Here is a 13,655-nt window from a genome sequence, read left to right as displayed (position 1 = left end):
ACGATGTAGTGGCGTCGCCTTAGCCGTTAAACAGGCCGCGCGGCATAATATTGACCGTCTCATGCAGTTCAGACCACACGAGGACCGCCTCTCCGCGTTTCAGCTGCTGTTTAACATCGGCGACTTTATCGGCAAGTGAACGTTCATGTTCACCATAATCGGTGCCTTCACGTAACACAAAGCTTTCAATCAGGTTATCCAGCGTTTCGGGATCCAGATCCTGCCAGGGAATAATCATACGGGGACCTCCAGCCAACGGTTTAACCAGTCCGGGATGCGTCGTTCCAGCCACATCTCCGGTTTACGCAGGGTGCCGCCGACGAAGCCAACGTGACCGCCTTGCTCGGTTAATTGATACTCAACGTTCGCGGGCAGTTGCTCCTGCGGTGGTATGGAGTGGTGATCCATAAATGGGTCGTCTTTCGCGTGAATGATGAGCGTCGGCTTAGTGATATCGCTGAGCCGCGGCATGGCGCTGCATTGCCGGTAATAATCCAGCGCATCGGCGAAGCCATGGATTTTGGCGGTGATCATATCGTCAAATTCCCGGATGCGGCGCATCCCTTTAAGCTGGCGTAAATCGACAGGCAGTGAGCCCGGATACGCTTTCAGCTTGCGTGAGGCATTGGCTTTTAACAGATTGAGCAGATAGCGCTGATAAACCCGCGAGAAGCCCTTATCCATATGATAGCTGCAGGCTTCGAGCATGAAAGGCGCGGAGACGATCACCGCCGCATCCAGCGGGCAGCGGTCGCCTTCTTCTGCCAGCAGGCAGCCCAGCATATTGCCGCCCAGTGAATAGCCGACGGCCGCGGTCGGCGCGGGGCCAAACTCGCGCTGTAGCCAGTGCAGAAACCAGGTGCCATCTTCTGTTTCGCCGGAGTGATAGATGCGGTTATTGCGGTTAGGTTCGCCGCTGCAGCCGCGGAAATGCATAACCACGCCCAGCCAGCCGCGCTGCATCGCCGCATGGATCAGACCATGGGCGTACGGGCTGTGCAGGCTTCCTTCCAGACCATGAAAGACGACGAGGCGCGGCTTATGGCGCGCCTGATGCGGGTCTTCGCTCCAGGCCAGATCGACAAAATCGCCGTCCGGCAGCTCAAGGCGCTGCCAGTGCGGGGTAAAGCGCAATTTACGGCGGATCAGCCGCGGCAGCATGGTTTGCAGATGACGATTGCCCACGCCGCGCATCGGATGGAACTCACGCGAATCGTTTTCGGGGGGCGTCATGTCTGTGGGGATGATTTCAACCATAGCACCAGAACAATTAATAAACGTGATGATGACTATACCGCGCAGGGCGCACAGGGGTTAGCCAATATGTGGTCTTGTGGCCAGTGACGCCAGGTTACAGCAAAAACAAATCATTGATGTCACTGATGGCAGGCCATGGAGAGGGCAGAAACCCACCCTGCCAGCGGCATCGTACGCGCAGGCAGGATGAGGAAGTCAATATTAGCCTTCCTGAAGCATCTGCTCCAGCTGCTCCTGGGCCTCCAGCCAGGCCATTTCGCACTCCTCCAGCCCGGACTTCGCACTGGCCTGCTGCTGCAGGCATTCGGTCAGCTCGGCTTTGCGTGAGGCGTCATAAAGCTCACTGTCGCCAAGTTTTTCTTCCGCACTGGCCAACTGCGCGTTGAGCTTGTCCATCTCTTTTTCCAGGCGGGCGATCTCTTTGCGCAGCGGTTGGGTCTGGCTGCGCAGTTCCGCTTCCCGACGCTTCTGGTCCTTGCGTGCCTGTGCGCTGTTGCCGCTCTCTTTTGGCGCCTCGCCGCTCTGGGATTCCTGTTTTTGCGAGTCGCTGAGCCACTGCTGATAATCTTCCAGATCGCCGTCGAACGGCTCAACTTTACCGTCATGGACGAGGTACAGATCGTCGGTGGTGGAGCGGATCAGGTGACGATCGTGCGACACGACAACCAGCGCTCCCTCAAAGTCAATCAGCGCTTCGGTTAAGGCCTGACGCATATCGAGGTCAAGGTGGTTGGTCGGTTCATCGAGCAGCAGCAGGTTAGGGCGCTGCCAGACGATCAGGGCCAGTACCAGGCGCGCTTTTTCTCCACCGGAGAAGCGGCGGGTCTCTTCGCTGACTTTATCGCCCTGGAAACCAAAGCCGCCCAGATAATCACGCAGCTTTTGTTCCAGCTCCTGCGGCGCCAGGCGCGCCAGGTGCTGTATCGGTGATTCATCGGCACGCAGGAACTCAAGCTGATGCTGGGCGAAGTAGCCGAGCTTGATACCTTTTGCGAGGCCGATCTCGCCGCTCACCGGCTGGAGTTCACCTGCCAGCAGCTTAATCAGCGTCGACTTCCCGGCGCCGTTGCGGCCCAGCAGGCCGATGCGCGAGCCCGGCACCAGATTGAGCTTGATGGAGTCGAGGATAATACGCTCGCCGTAACCGGCGCTGACTTTCTCCATTTTCAGTAACGGGTTAGGCAGACTCTCCGGCTGGCGGAAGCTGAAGTGGAACGGGTTATCCACGTGCGCCGGGGCGATAAGCTCCATCCGTTCGAGCATTTTGATACGGCTTTGCGCCTGCTTGGCCTTGGTGGCTTTGGCGCGGAAGCGATCGATATAGCTTTGCAGATGCGCAACGCGCTGCTGTTGGCTTTCGTACATCGCCTGCTGCTGAGAAAGTCGGGTAGCGCGCTGCACTTCGAACGAGCTGTAGTTACCCGTGTACTCAAACATCGTCTGCTGTTCGATATGGATAATTTTGTCGACGATAGGATCGAGAAAATCGCGATCGTGTGAGATCAGGATCAGCGTGCCCGTGTAACCCTTAAGCCATTTCTCGAGCCAGATGACGGCATCGAGGTCGAGGTGGTTAGTCGGTTCATCGAGCAGCAGCAGATCAGAACGGCAAATCAGCGCCTGGGCAAGGTTAAGGCGCATACGCCAGCCGCCGGAAAAATCGCTGACCGGCCGCTCCAGCTGTTCGTTGCTGAATCCCAGACCGTGCAGCAGGCTGGCAGCGCGCGAACGGATAGTCCAGGCGTCGATGGCGTCCAGCTTGCCGTGGACCGTGGCGATGGCATGGCCGTCGTTGCGCTCGTTAGCCTGCTGGAGTGCGGCTTCCAGCTGGCGGTATTCACGATCGCCATCAATAACATAATCGATAGCCGGCTGAGGAAGCGCCGGGGTTTCCTGATTCACCCATGCCAGCTGCCAGCTGCCTGGAAAGGTCATACTGCCGCCGTCAGCGCTTATCTCGTTTTTCAAAAGCGATAGCAGCGTCGATTTCCCGCAGCCGTTTTTCCCCACCAGTCCGACCTTCTGACCTGGGTTGATGGTAGCGGTGGCGTTGTCCAGCAGGACGCGTACGCCGCGACGAATTTGTAACGAGGAGAAAACAATCATAAGGCGCCGTATGTTCAGACTATGTTAATTTGTCATTATGATAATGTAGTGTGGAAGCGAATCGCTTCACCGGGCCGCCATGGTAGCCCAAAACGAAGACGATACACAAAGTCATTCTGGCGGTGTTAAAACGCCGGGGCTGCGCAGGCCGCCAGAAGACCTACGGGAGGGGAATGATGTCTCAGACAGCGAAAGTGTTGCTGCTGTATGCCCACCCAGAATCTCATGATTCCGTGGCCAACCGGGTTTTATTAGAGCCGGCCTTACAGTTGCCGAACGTCACCGTGCACGATCTTTACGCGCACTATCCGGATTTTTTTATCGATATCGCTCATGAACAGGACCTGCTGCGCCAGCATGAGGTGATTGTTTTCCAGCATCCTTTATATACCTGGAGCTGTCCGGCGCTGCTCAAGGAGTGGCTGGATCGTGTGTTAAGCCGCGGCTTCGCCAGCGGTGCCGGGGGGAACGAACTGGCGGGAAAGTACTGGCGTAGTGTGATCACCACCGGCGAACCTGAGAGCGCCTACCGTCGCGATGCCAATCGCTATCCGATGAACGATATTTTACGTCCTTTTGAACTGACCGCCGGCATGTGCCGTATGCACTGGATGAGTCCCATTATTGTCTACTGGGCCCGGCGGCAACAGCCAGAGGAGTTGCGTAGCCGCGCCCGGGCCTACCGGGACTGGCTGGCTAACCCCATCGCCGCCGGAGGTATACATGGCGGGATCTGATTTGCTGCTGGCGGGCGTTCTGTTTTTGTTCGCCGCCGTTATTGCCGTCCCTCTGGCCTCAAGACTGGGTATTGGCGCGGTGCTGGGCTATCTGCTGGCCGGGATTGCGATTGGTCCGTGGGGACTTGGGTTTATCAGCGATGTGGATGAGATTCTCCATTTCTCTGAGCTCGGCGTAGTGTTTCTGATGTTTATCATCGGCCTGGAGCTTAATCCGGCCAAGTTATGGCGGCTGCGGAGCTCCATCTTCGGCGTTGGCGCGGCGCAGGTGATGCTCAGCGCGGCGATCCTCGGCGGTCTGCTGATGACGACCGGGTTTTCATGGCAGGCGGCGGTGGTCGGCGGGATCGGCCTGGCGATGTCTTCCACCGCCATGGCGCTGCAGCTGATGCGTGAGAAGGGAATGAGCCGCAGTGAGTCGGGGCAATTAGGCTTTTCGGTGCTGCTGTTTCAGGATCTGGCGGTGATCCCGGCGCTGGCGCTGGTTCCCCTGCTGGCCGGTTCCGCGGATGAGCATGTTAACTGGCTGACGGTCGGTATGAAGGTCCTGGCCTTTGCCGGGATGCTGATTGGCGGACGCTATCTGCTGCGGCCGGTGTTCCGTTTCATCGCCAGCTCAGGGGTCAGGGAAGTGTTTACTGCCGCCACGCTACTGCTGGTCCTTGGGTCGGCGCTGTTTATGGAGGCGCTGGGGTTGTCGATGGCGCTTGGTACCTTTATCGCCGGCGTGCTGCTGGCGGAAAGCGAGTATCGCCACGAACTGGAAATCGCTATCGATCCGTTCAAGGGGCTGCTGCTTGGGCTGTTCTTTATCTCCGTCGGCATGGCGCTGAACCTTGGCGTGCTGTATACCCATCTGCTGTGGGTGGCGGTGAGCGTGGCGGTGCTGGTGGCGGTAAAAATGCTGGTGCTCTATCTCCTGGCCCGCCTCTATGGCCTGCGAAGTTCAGAGCGGATGCAGTTCGCGGGCGTATTAAGCCAGGGCGGCGAGTTCGCCTTTGTCCTCTTTTCGTTGCCCGCGTCTCAGCGGTTGTTTCAGCATGACCAGATGGCGCTGCTTCTGGTGGCCGTGACGTTGTCGATGATGACGACGCCGCTGCTGATGAAGGGGATAGATAAGCTATTGTCGCGACGGCTGAATCCAGCGGACGATACCGATGAGGCGCCGTGGGTGGAGGATGACAAGCCGCAGGTGATTATTGTCGGGTTTGGTCGCTTTGGTCAGGTCATCGGCCGCCTGCTGATGGCCAATAAGATGCGTATTACGGTGCTGGAGCGGGACATCAGCGCGGTGAATCTGATGCGCAACTATGGCTATAAAGTCTATTTTGGCGACGCTACCCAGCTGGAGCTGCTGCGCTCGGCAGGTGCGGAAGAGGCGCAGTCGATCGTCATCACCTGTAATGAGCCGGAAGACACCATGCGGCTGGTGGAAATGTGTCAACAACACTTTCCACATCTGCATATTCTGGCCCGCGCACGTGGTCGCGTTGAGGCGCATGAGCTGCTGCAGGCCGGCGTGACGCAGTTTTCTCGTGAAACCTTCTCCAGTGCGCTGGAGCTGGGGCGGAAAGCGCTTATCACCCTGGGCATGCATCCTCACCAGGCGCAGCGCGCGCAGCTGCACTTCCGACGGCTCGATATGCGAATGCTGCGTGAGTTAATGCCGGTGCATACTGATACGGTACAGATATCTCGCGTGCGGGAAGCCCGACGCGAACTGGAAGAGATTTTTCAGCGTGAAATGCAGAAAGAAAGCCGGCAGCTGGACGGCTGGGACGAGTTTGAATAAAGGTAAATCATATGGCAGTACGTAAACGTTTTATTGCCGGGGCGAAATGTCCGGCGTGCCAGGCGCAGGATTCGCTGGCGATGTGGCGTGAGAATAATGTCGATGTCGTTGAATGCGTTAAGTGCGGTCACCAAATGCGTGAGGCGGATAAAGAGGCCCGCGAGCATGTACGCAAAGAGGAGCAGGTGATTGGCATTTTTCATCCCGACTAGCGTTATCCGTCGGCTTTTTTTAAGCTAGAGGGTACACGGCAGCAGAATTCCGCTACAATCTGCGCCACTATTCTTCCCATCTCAGGAGATATCATGAAAGTAGCAAAAGACCTGGTGGTCAGCCTGGCCTATCAGGTACGTACAGAAGACGGTGTGTTGGTTGATGAGTCTCCGGTAAGCGCGCCGCTGGATTACCTGCACGGTCACGGCTCCCTGATTTCCGGCCTGGAAAACGCGCTGGATGGCCACGAAGTGGGCGACAAATTTGACGTAGCTGTCGTCGCTAACGACGCTTACGGCCAGTATGACGAAAATCTGGTGCAGCGTGTACCGAAAGACGTCTTTATGGGCGTTGATGAACTGCAGGTTGGCATGCGCTTCCTGGCGGAAACCGATCAGGGTCCAGTACCGGTAGAAATCACTGAAGTTGAAGACGACCACGTTGTGGTTGATGGCAACCACATGCTGGCTGGCCAGAACCTGAAGTTCAATGTGGAAGTTGTCGCTATTCGTGAAGCAACGGCTGAAGAGCTGGAGCATGGTCACGTGCATGGCGCTCATGGCCACGATCACGATCATGACCACGGTCATGACGGTTGCTGCGGCGGCCACGGCCACGATCATGGTCACGACCATGAACACGGCAAAGGTGGTTGCGGTAACGGCGGTTGCGGTTGCCACTAATGGCGTCGCGTTCGCGCGGATAGCCAAAAAAAGCGGGGAAACCCGCTTTTTTTACGTCTCAATAATGTGGCGGCGGCGTCTCTTCTGCCTGAGAGGCGATATGGGACGGTTGAGTCGCCTTCAGTTTCTCGATCATCAGACGCATATGCTCCCGCATCTTCGCCATCTCTATCTCGTGGGCGGTCACGGTTTTATTGAGGTCTTCGATGGTGATTTCCTGAAACGCCAGCCGGCTTTCCAGCTCTGCAAGGCGCGTTTCTAATGTGCTATCGTGCATGGGTAACCTCTTTAGTCTGATCCTGCGAGCGGATTCTACTTAAGTTTCTCTTTTCGCGCAGCATCGCTGCGTCTGACAGGAAACTTATTCATACAAAAATAGTCCTAAAAGAGGCGAGATTCAGGAACGTCCGTATGTAGATTTTAACGGCAACGTTCTATAGTACGTTTTTTGCTTTTTACGATAACCCTGGGGTGAGAGGCCCCGGCCCTGGAGAAATGGATGAAATCACTGTTTAAAGTAACGCTGCTGGCGACCACAATGGCCGTCGCCCTGAACGCACCGCTGACCTTTGCTGCAGATACGGCGGCGAAGGCAGCCCCAGCGGCTGAGAGTAAATCGGCATTTAAAAATGACGATCAGAAATCCGCCTATGCGCTGGGCGCGTCCCTGGGGCGTTACATGGAAAACTCCCTGAAAGAACAAGAAAAGCTGGGCATTAAGCTGGACAAAGCCCAGCTGATCGCCGGCGTACAGGACGCGTTTGCCGACAAGAGCAAGCTGTCCGACCAGGAGATCGAACAGACTCTGCAGGCCTTTGAAACGCGCGTGAAGACCGCGGCTCAGCAGAAAATGGAAAAAGACGCAACTGAGAACGAAGCCAAAGGCAAAACCTTCCGCGATAGCTTTGCTAAAGAGAAGGGCGTGAAAACCTCGAAAACTGGCCTGCTGTATAAAGTCGAGAAAGAAGGCACTGGTGATGCGCCGAAAGACAGCGACACTGTGGTCGTTAACTACAAAGGCACCCTGATCGATGGTAAAGAGTTTGATAACTCTTATACCCGCGGTGAGCCGCTCTCTTTCCGCCTGGACGGCGTGATCCCGGGCTGGACGGAAGGCCTGAAGAACATCAAGAAAGGCGGTAAAATCAAGCTGGTCATTCCACCGGATCTGGCGTACGGCAAAACCGGCGTTCCGGGGATCCCGGCCAACTCTACGCTGGTCTTTGACGTAGAACTGCTGGATATCAAACCGGCGCCGAAGGCGGATGCACAGCCGGAAGCCGCTGGCGAAGCGAAAGCCGCAGACGCGAACGCTGACGCTAAGAAGTAATCGAGTTCAGGCCGCCGTCTCGTCAGAGGCGGCGGCTTTTTTATTGAGCGCAGATATAATTAAAACTGGAAAGATCCTCAGGCGCTGTATTACTTTAGATAGCTTAATAATGATGATGAGCCTGCCCTGACAATAACGACAGGCTCCTGAAAAGGAGTGCTTTTTTTCATGTCCAGGTCGCTTTTAACCAACGAAACCAGCGAGCTTGACCTGCTGGATCAACGTCCCTTTGACCAGACCGATTTCGATATTCTTAAATCTTATGAAGCGGTGGTGGACGGGTTGGCGATGCTCATCGGTTCGCACTGTGAAATCGTGCTGCATTCTTTGCAGGATCTTAAATGCTCTGCCATCCGTATCGCCAATGGTGAACATACCGGCCGCCAAATCGGTTCACCGATTACCGATCTTGCGCTGCGCATGCTGCACGATATGACGGGCGCCGATAGCAGCGTTTCCAAATGCTACTTCACCCGCGCCAAAAGTGGCGTACTGATGAAGTCGGTGACGATTGCCATTCGCAACCGCGATCATCGGGTGATTGGTCTGCTGTGCATCAACATGAATCTGGATGTGCCGTTTTCCCAGATCATGAGCACCTTTATTCCGCCAGAAACGCCCGAGGTTAACTCGCCGGTGAACTTTGCTTCCTCGGTTGACGATCTGGTCGCGCAGACGCTGGAATTCACCATTGAAGAGGTGAATGCCGATCGCAGCGTGTCTAATAATGCGAAAAACCGTCAAATCGTGCTGAATCTCTACGAAAAAGGGATCTTCGATATCAAAGATGCCATTAACCAGGTGGCCGATCGTCTGAACATCTCCAAGCACACCGTCTACCTCTATATCCGCCAGTTCAAGAGCGGCGATTTCCAGGGGCTGGATAAGTAATGCGTTTTGCCATTACGGTGACTGGCCCTGCCTATGGGACGCAGCAGGCAAGCAGCGCCTGGCAGTTTGCCCAGGCCGTTTTGCAGGAAGGTCATGAACTGGCATGTGTTTTTTTCTATCGCGAAGGCGTACTCAACGCTAATCAGCTGACGGCGCCCGCCAGCGATGAGTTCGATCTGGTGCGCGCATGGCAGTCACTGCACGATGAACAAGGTGTGGCATTGCACATCTGCGTGGCGGCTGCCTTACGTCGAGGCGTAACGGACGAACGTGAAGCGCAACAGCTCGCGCTAGCCAGCCACAATTTGCAGCCGGGTTTCACGCTTAGCGGGCTCGGTGCGCTGGCGGAAGCCGCGCTCACTTGCGATCGGATGGTACAGTTCTGATGAAACGTGTGGCTTTTGTTTTTTCCTCCGCGCCGCACGGCAGCACCGCCGGCAGGGAAGGCCTCGATGCCTTACTCGCCACCTCCGCGCTTACCGACGAGATTGGCGTATTTTTTGTCGGCGACGGCGTTTTTCAACTGCTGCCCGATCAGCGGCCTGGTGTAGTGCTGGCTCGCGACTACATTGCCACCTTTAAACTGCTGTCACTGTATGATATCGATCAGTGCTGGCTGTGTGCCGATTCCGCACGGGAGCGCGGTCTGGACCCCGCTACCGCGTGGGTGGTGGATGTCGAATGCCTGGCGTCGGATGCCCTGCGCGCCCGTCTGCATGAATTTGATGTGATTTTGCGTTTCTGAGGCCCCCATGCTCCATACGCTCAGTGTTTCTCCCTGGCATGCCGATATCGCAGCAATACTTCGCCTGATGGATCACGGTGACGATCTGTTACTGCTGTCTGATGGCGTCACGGCGGCCATCGCCGGTGGCCGTTTCCTTGAGATCCTGCAATCCGCCCCCATAACCCTTTATGTGCTGCAAGACGACGTTGACGCCCGCGGGCTGGCTGGTCAAATTGCGGACAGTGTCGGTAGGGTTAGCTATACTGATTTCGTCAGACTCACGGTAAAACATGCCGGTCAGCTGGCCTGGTGATGGCGGGATCGTTGTATATTTCTTGACACCTTTTCGGCACCGCCCTAAAATTCTGCGTCCTCATATTATATGAGGCGATTTATTACGTGTTTACGAAGCAAAAGCTAAAACCAGGAGCTATTTAATGGCAACAATTAACCAGCTGGTACGCAAACCACGCGCACGCAAAGTTGCAAAGAGCAACGTGCCTGCGCTGGAAGCCTGCCCGCAGAAACGTGGCGTATGTACTCGCGTATATACCACCACTCCTAAGAAACCGAACTCCGCACTGCGTAAAGTTTGCCGTGTGCGTCTGACTAACGGTTTCGAAGTCACCTCCTACATCGGTGGTGAAGGTCACAACCTGCAGGAGCACTCCGTGATCCTGATCCGTGGCGGTCGTGTTAAAGACCTTCCGGGTGTTCGTTACCACACCGTTCGTGGTGCGCTTGACTGCTCCGGCGTTAAAGACCGTAAGCAGGCTCGCTCCAAGTACGGCGTGAAGCGTCCTAAGGCTTAATGGTTCTCCGTTAAGTAAGGCCAAACTGATTTACCTTAATGTCATACTAAACTCTTAGAGTTTTGGACAATCCTGAATTAACAACGGAGTATTTCCATGCCACGTCGTCGCGTCATTGGTCAGCGTAAAATTCTGCCGGATCCGAAGTTCGGATCAGAACTGCTGGCTAAATTTGTCAATATCCTGATGGTAGATGGTAAAAAATCTACTGCAGAAGCAATCGTATACAGCGCGCTGGAGACCCTGGCTCAGCGCTCTGGTAAAAATGAACTGGAAGCTTTCGAAGTCGCTCTCGACAACGTGCGCCCGACTGTAGAAGTTAAGTCTCGCCGCGTTGGTGGTTCTACTTATCAGGTTCCAGTTGAAGTTCGTCCGGTTCGTCGTAATGCTCTGGCAATGCGTTGGATCGTTGAAGCTGCTCGTAAACGCGGTGATAAATCCATGGCTCTGCGCCTGGCGAACGAACTCACTGATGCTGCAGACAACAAAGGTACTGCAGTTAAGAAACGTGAAGACGTTCACCGTATGGCCGAAGCCAACAAGGCGTTCGCACACTACCGTTGGTAATCCCTTCGGAGTCATAGTCACCAGGCGGGCGCTTCAGATGAGTCGCCCGCTCTGGATAACTTAACTGAACGCCTAAAGAAATAAACGAGGAATCAAATGGCTCGTACAACACCCATCGCACGCTACCGTAACATCGGTATCAGTGCGCACATCGACGCCGGTAAAACCACTACTACCGAACGTATTCTGTTCTACACCGGTGTAAACCACAAAATCGGTGAAGTTCATGACGGCGCCGCTACCATGGACTGGATGGAGCAGGAGCAGGAGCGTGGTATCACCATCACTTCCGCTGCGACTACTGCATTCTGGTCTGGTATGGCTAAGCAGTATGAACCGCACCGTGTAAACATCATCGACACCCCGGGGCACGTTGACTTCACTATCGAAGTAGAACGTTCCATGCGTGTTCTTGATGGTGCGGTAATGGTTTACTGCGCAGTTGGTGGTGTTCAGCCGCAGTCTGAAACCGTATGGCGTCAGGCAAACAAATATAAAGTTCCGCGCATTGCGTTCGTTAACAAAATGGACCGCATGGGTGCGAACTTCCTGAAAGTTGTTGGTCAGATCAAATCCCGTCTGGGCGCGAACCCGGTTCCGCTGCAGCTGGCGATTGGTGCTGAAGAAGGTTTCACCGGTGTTGTTGACCTGGTGAAAATGAAAGCCATCAACTGGAACGATGCCGACCAGGGCGTTACCTTCGAATACGAAGATATCCCGGCTGAAATGCAGGACCTGGCTGACGAATGGCACCAGAACCTGATCGAGTCCGCTGCGGAAGCTTCCGAAGAGCTGATGGAAAAATACCTGGGTGGTGAAGAACTGACTGAAGAAGAGATCAAAAAAGCTCTGCGTCAGCGCGTTCTGAACAACGAAATCATCCTGGTAACCTGCGGTTCTGCGTTCAAGAACAAAGGTGTTCAGGCGATGCTGGATGCGGTAATTGATTACCTGCCATCCCCGGTCGATGTTCCGGCAATCAACGGTATTCTGGACGACGGTAAAGATACTCCGGCTGAGCGTCACGCAAGCGACGAAGAGCCGTTCTCTGCACTGGCGTTCAAAATCGCTACTGACCCGTTCGTGGGTAACCTGACCTTCTTCCGTGTGTACTCCGGTGTGGTTAACTCTGGTGATACCGTACTGAACTCCGTGAAAACTGCACGTGAGCGTTTCGGTCGTATCGTTCAGATGCACGCTAACAAACGTGAAGAGATCAAAGAAGTTCGCGCGGGCGATATCGCTGCTGCTATCGGTCTGAAAGACGTGACCACCGGTGACACTCTGTGTGACCCGGACGCGCCGATCATTCTGGAGCGTATGGAATTCCCTGAGCCGGTAATCTCCATCGCCGTTGAGCCGAAAACCAAAGCTGACCAGGAAAAAATGGGTCTGGCTCTGGGTCGTCTGGCTAAAGAAGACCCGTCATTCCGTGTATGGACTGACGAAGAGTCTAACCAGACCATCATCGCTGGTATGGGTGAGCTGCACCTCGACATCATCGTTGACCGTATGAAGCGTGAATTCAACGTTGAAGCGAACGTTGGTAAACCTCAGGTTGCTTACCGCGAAGCGATTCGCCAGAAAGTTACCGATGTTGAAGGTAAACACGCCAAACAGTCTGGTGGTCGTGGTCAGTACGGTCACGTTGTGATCGACATGTACCCGCTGGAGCCGGGCTCTAACCCGAAAGGTTACGAGTTCGTCAACGACATCAAAGGTGGTGTAATCCCTGGCGAATACATCCCGGCCGTTGATAAAGGCATCCAGGAACAGCTGAAAGCTGGCCCGCTGGCAGGTTACCCGGTAGTTGATATGGGTGTCCGTCTGCACTTCGGTTCTTACCACGACGTTGACTCCTCTGAGCTGGCGTTTAAACTGGCTGCGTCTATTGCCTTTAAAGAAGGCTTTAAGAAAGCAAAACCAGTTCTGCTTGAGCCGATCATGAAGGTTGAAGTAGAAACTCCGGAAGAGAACACGGGTGATGTTATCGGTGACTTGAGCCGTCGTCGCGGTATGCTGCGCGGTCAGGAATCCGAAGTAACCGGCGTTAAGATCCACGCTGAAGTTCCGCTGTCCGAAATGTTCGGTTATGCAACTCAGCTGCGTTCTCTGACCAAAGGTCGTGCATCATACACCATGGAATTCCTGAAGTATGATGATGCGCCGAACAACGTTGCTCAGGCCGTTATTGAAGCCCGTGGTAAATAATCCACTGGATTAAACTAAGTCCCGTGCTCTCTCCGAAGGGGAGAGCACTATAGTAAGGAATATAGCCGTGTCTAAAGAAAAATTTGAACGTACAAAACCGCACGTCAACGTTGGTACTATCGGCCACGTCGACCATGGTAAAACTACCCTGACCGCTGCAATCACTACCGTACTGGCTAAAACCTACGGCGGTGCTGCTCGTGCATTCGACCAGATCGATAACGCACCGGAAGAAAAAGCTCGTGGTATCACCATCAACACTTCCCACGTTGAATATGACACCCCGACTCGCCACTACGCGCACGTAGACTGCCCGGGCCACGCCGACT

At 55.1% G+C, this 13,655-nt stretch carries 17 protein-coding genes; 13 read left to right on the top strand and 4 right to left on the bottom strand.

Going from position 1 to position 13,655, the window contains the following annotated elements:
- Window positions 1–19: 19 nt before the first annotated feature.
- The 3 genes from CWM54_RS19045 to CWM54_RS19030 all read right to left on the bottom strand — a co-directional run bounded on the left by CWM54_RS19045 (window position 20) and on the right by CWM54_RS19030 (window position 3,363).
- Window positions 20–238, bottom strand: coding sequence for a YheU family protein (locus CWM54_RS19045; protein WP_061153124.1), 219 nt, complete (start codon window positions 236–238; stop codon window positions 20–22).
- A complete protein-coding gene (locus tag CWM54_RS19040; protein ID WP_162493231.1) occupies window positions 235–1,233 on the bottom strand; it encodes a hydrolase in 999 nt (332 codons plus the stop codon). Before CWM54_RS19040 ends, CWM54_RS19045 begins: the two co-directional genes overlap by 4 nt.
- Window positions 1,234–1,458: 225 nt before the next feature.
- Window positions 1,459–3,363 carry an ABC transporter ATP-binding protein gene (locus tag CWM54_RS19030; RefSeq protein ID WP_074387075.1) on the bottom strand — a complete coding sequence of 635 codons (1,905 nt, stop codon included), beginning with the start codon at window positions 3,361–3,363 and terminating at the stop codon, window positions 1,459–1,461.
- Window positions 3,364–3,536: 173 nt separating this feature from the next.
- Here CWM54_RS19030 and kefG point away from each other — a divergent pair, with 173 nt between their 5' ends.
- The 4 genes from kefG (at window position 3,537) to slyD (ending at window position 6,788) form a co-directional block, all read left to right on the top strand.
- Entirely contained in the window at window positions 3,537–4,100 is a 564-nt protein-coding gene (gene kefG / locus CWM54_RS19020) for a glutathione-regulated potassium-efflux system ancillary protein KefG (protein WP_100680880.1), read from the top strand.
- A complete protein-coding gene (kefB, locus tag CWM54_RS19015) occupies window positions 4,087–5,892 on the top strand; it encodes a glutathione-regulated potassium-efflux system protein KefB (protein ID WP_074387077.1) in 1,806 nt (601 codons plus the stop codon). The genes kefG and kefB overlap by 14 nt, the downstream gene beginning before the upstream one ends.
- Window positions 5,893–5,903: 11 nt before the next feature.
- Complete coding sequence (locus CWM54_RS19010; RefSeq protein WP_002920143.1) at window positions 5,904–6,104, top strand: YheV family putative zinc ribbon protein; 201 nt, start codon at window positions 5,904–5,906, stop codon at window positions 6,102–6,104.
- Between the two features lie 93 nt (window positions 6,105–6,197).
- A complete protein-coding gene (gene slyD / locus CWM54_RS19005; protein ID WP_100698128.1) occupies window positions 6,198–6,788 on the top strand; it encodes a peptidylprolyl isomerase in 591 nt (196 codons plus the stop codon).
- A 58-nt stretch (window positions 6,789–6,846) separates the two neighbouring features.
- On the opposite strand, the gene CWM54_RS19000 is transcribed toward slyD, so the two are convergent.
- Window positions 6,847–7,065, bottom strand: a complete 219-nt coding sequence (locus CWM54_RS19000) for a protein SlyX (RefSeq protein ID WP_002920136.1) — start codon at window positions 7,063–7,065, stop codon at window positions 6,847–6,849.
- A 222-nt stretch (window positions 7,066–7,287) separates the two neighbouring features.
- Between CWM54_RS19000 and fkpA the strand changes: the two genes are divergently transcribed.
- The 9 genes from fkpA to CWM54_RS18950 form a co-directional block, all read left to right on the top strand.
- Window positions 7,288–8,118: an FKBP-type peptidyl-prolyl cis-trans isomerase gene (fkpA, locus tag CWM54_RS18995; RefSeq protein ID WP_008807040.1), complete on the top strand. Its 831-nt coding sequence runs from the start codon at window positions 7,288–7,290 to the stop codon at window positions 8,116–8,118.
- 168 nt (window positions 8,119–8,286) lie between these two features.
- A complete protein-coding gene (locus CWM54_RS18985) occupies window positions 8,287–9,009 on the top strand; it encodes a transcriptional regulator (RefSeq protein WP_002920130.1) in 723 nt (240 codons plus the stop codon).
- The gene (gene tusD, locus CWM54_RS18980) at window positions 9,009–9,395 is read left to right on the top strand and encodes a sulfurtransferase complex subunit TusD (RefSeq protein ID WP_074387078.1); all 387 of its coding nucleotides are present in this window, start codon (window positions 9,009–9,011) and stop codon (window positions 9,393–9,395) included. Before CWM54_RS18985 ends, tusD begins: the two co-directional genes overlap by 1 nt.
- The gene (tusC, locus tag CWM54_RS18975) at window positions 9,395–9,754 is read left to right on the top strand and encodes a sulfurtransferase complex subunit TusC (protein ID WP_100698126.1); all 360 of its coding nucleotides are present in this window, start codon (window positions 9,395–9,397) and stop codon (window positions 9,752–9,754) included. Before tusD ends, tusC begins: the two co-directional genes overlap by 1 nt.
- A 7-nt stretch (window positions 9,755–9,761) precedes the next feature.
- Window positions 9,762–10,049 carry a sulfurtransferase complex subunit TusB gene (gene tusB, locus CWM54_RS18970; RefSeq protein ID WP_061153131.1) on the top strand — a complete coding sequence of 96 codons (288 nt, stop codon included), beginning with the start codon at window positions 9,762–9,764 and terminating at the stop codon, window positions 10,047–10,049.
- Between the two features lie 124 nt (window positions 10,050–10,173).
- Window positions 10,174–10,548 (top strand): 30S ribosomal protein S12, encoded by a 375-nt coding sequence (rpsL, locus tag CWM54_RS18965; protein WP_002920115.1) that lies wholly within the window; start codon window positions 10,174–10,176, stop codon window positions 10,546–10,548.
- 96 nt (window positions 10,549–10,644) lie between these two features.
- On the top strand, window positions 10,645–11,115 hold the full coding sequence (gene rpsG, locus CWM54_RS18960; protein WP_008807044.1) for a 30S ribosomal protein S7: 471 nt from the start codon (window positions 10,645–10,647) through the stop codon (window positions 11,113–11,115).
- Between the two features lie 96 nt (window positions 11,116–11,211).
- Window positions 11,212–13,326, top strand: coding sequence for an elongation factor G (gene fusA, locus CWM54_RS18955; RefSeq protein ID WP_061153132.1), 2,115 nt, complete (start codon window positions 11,212–11,214; stop codon window positions 13,324–13,326).
- A gap of 67 nt (window positions 13,327–13,393) precedes the next feature.
- The coding region (locus CWM54_RS18950; protein WP_000031674.1) for a GTP-binding protein at window positions 13,394–13,655 on the top strand (262 nt) is incomplete at its 3' end.

The sequence above is a fragment of the Klebsiella sp. D-Nf1 genome, from assembly GCF_002810515.1.
Taxonomy (GTDB): domain Bacteria; phylum Pseudomonadota; class Gammaproteobacteria; order Enterobacterales; family Enterobacteriaceae; genus Klebsiella; species Klebsiella variicola.
This window is presented reverse-complemented; position numbering and strand designations above follow the sequence as displayed.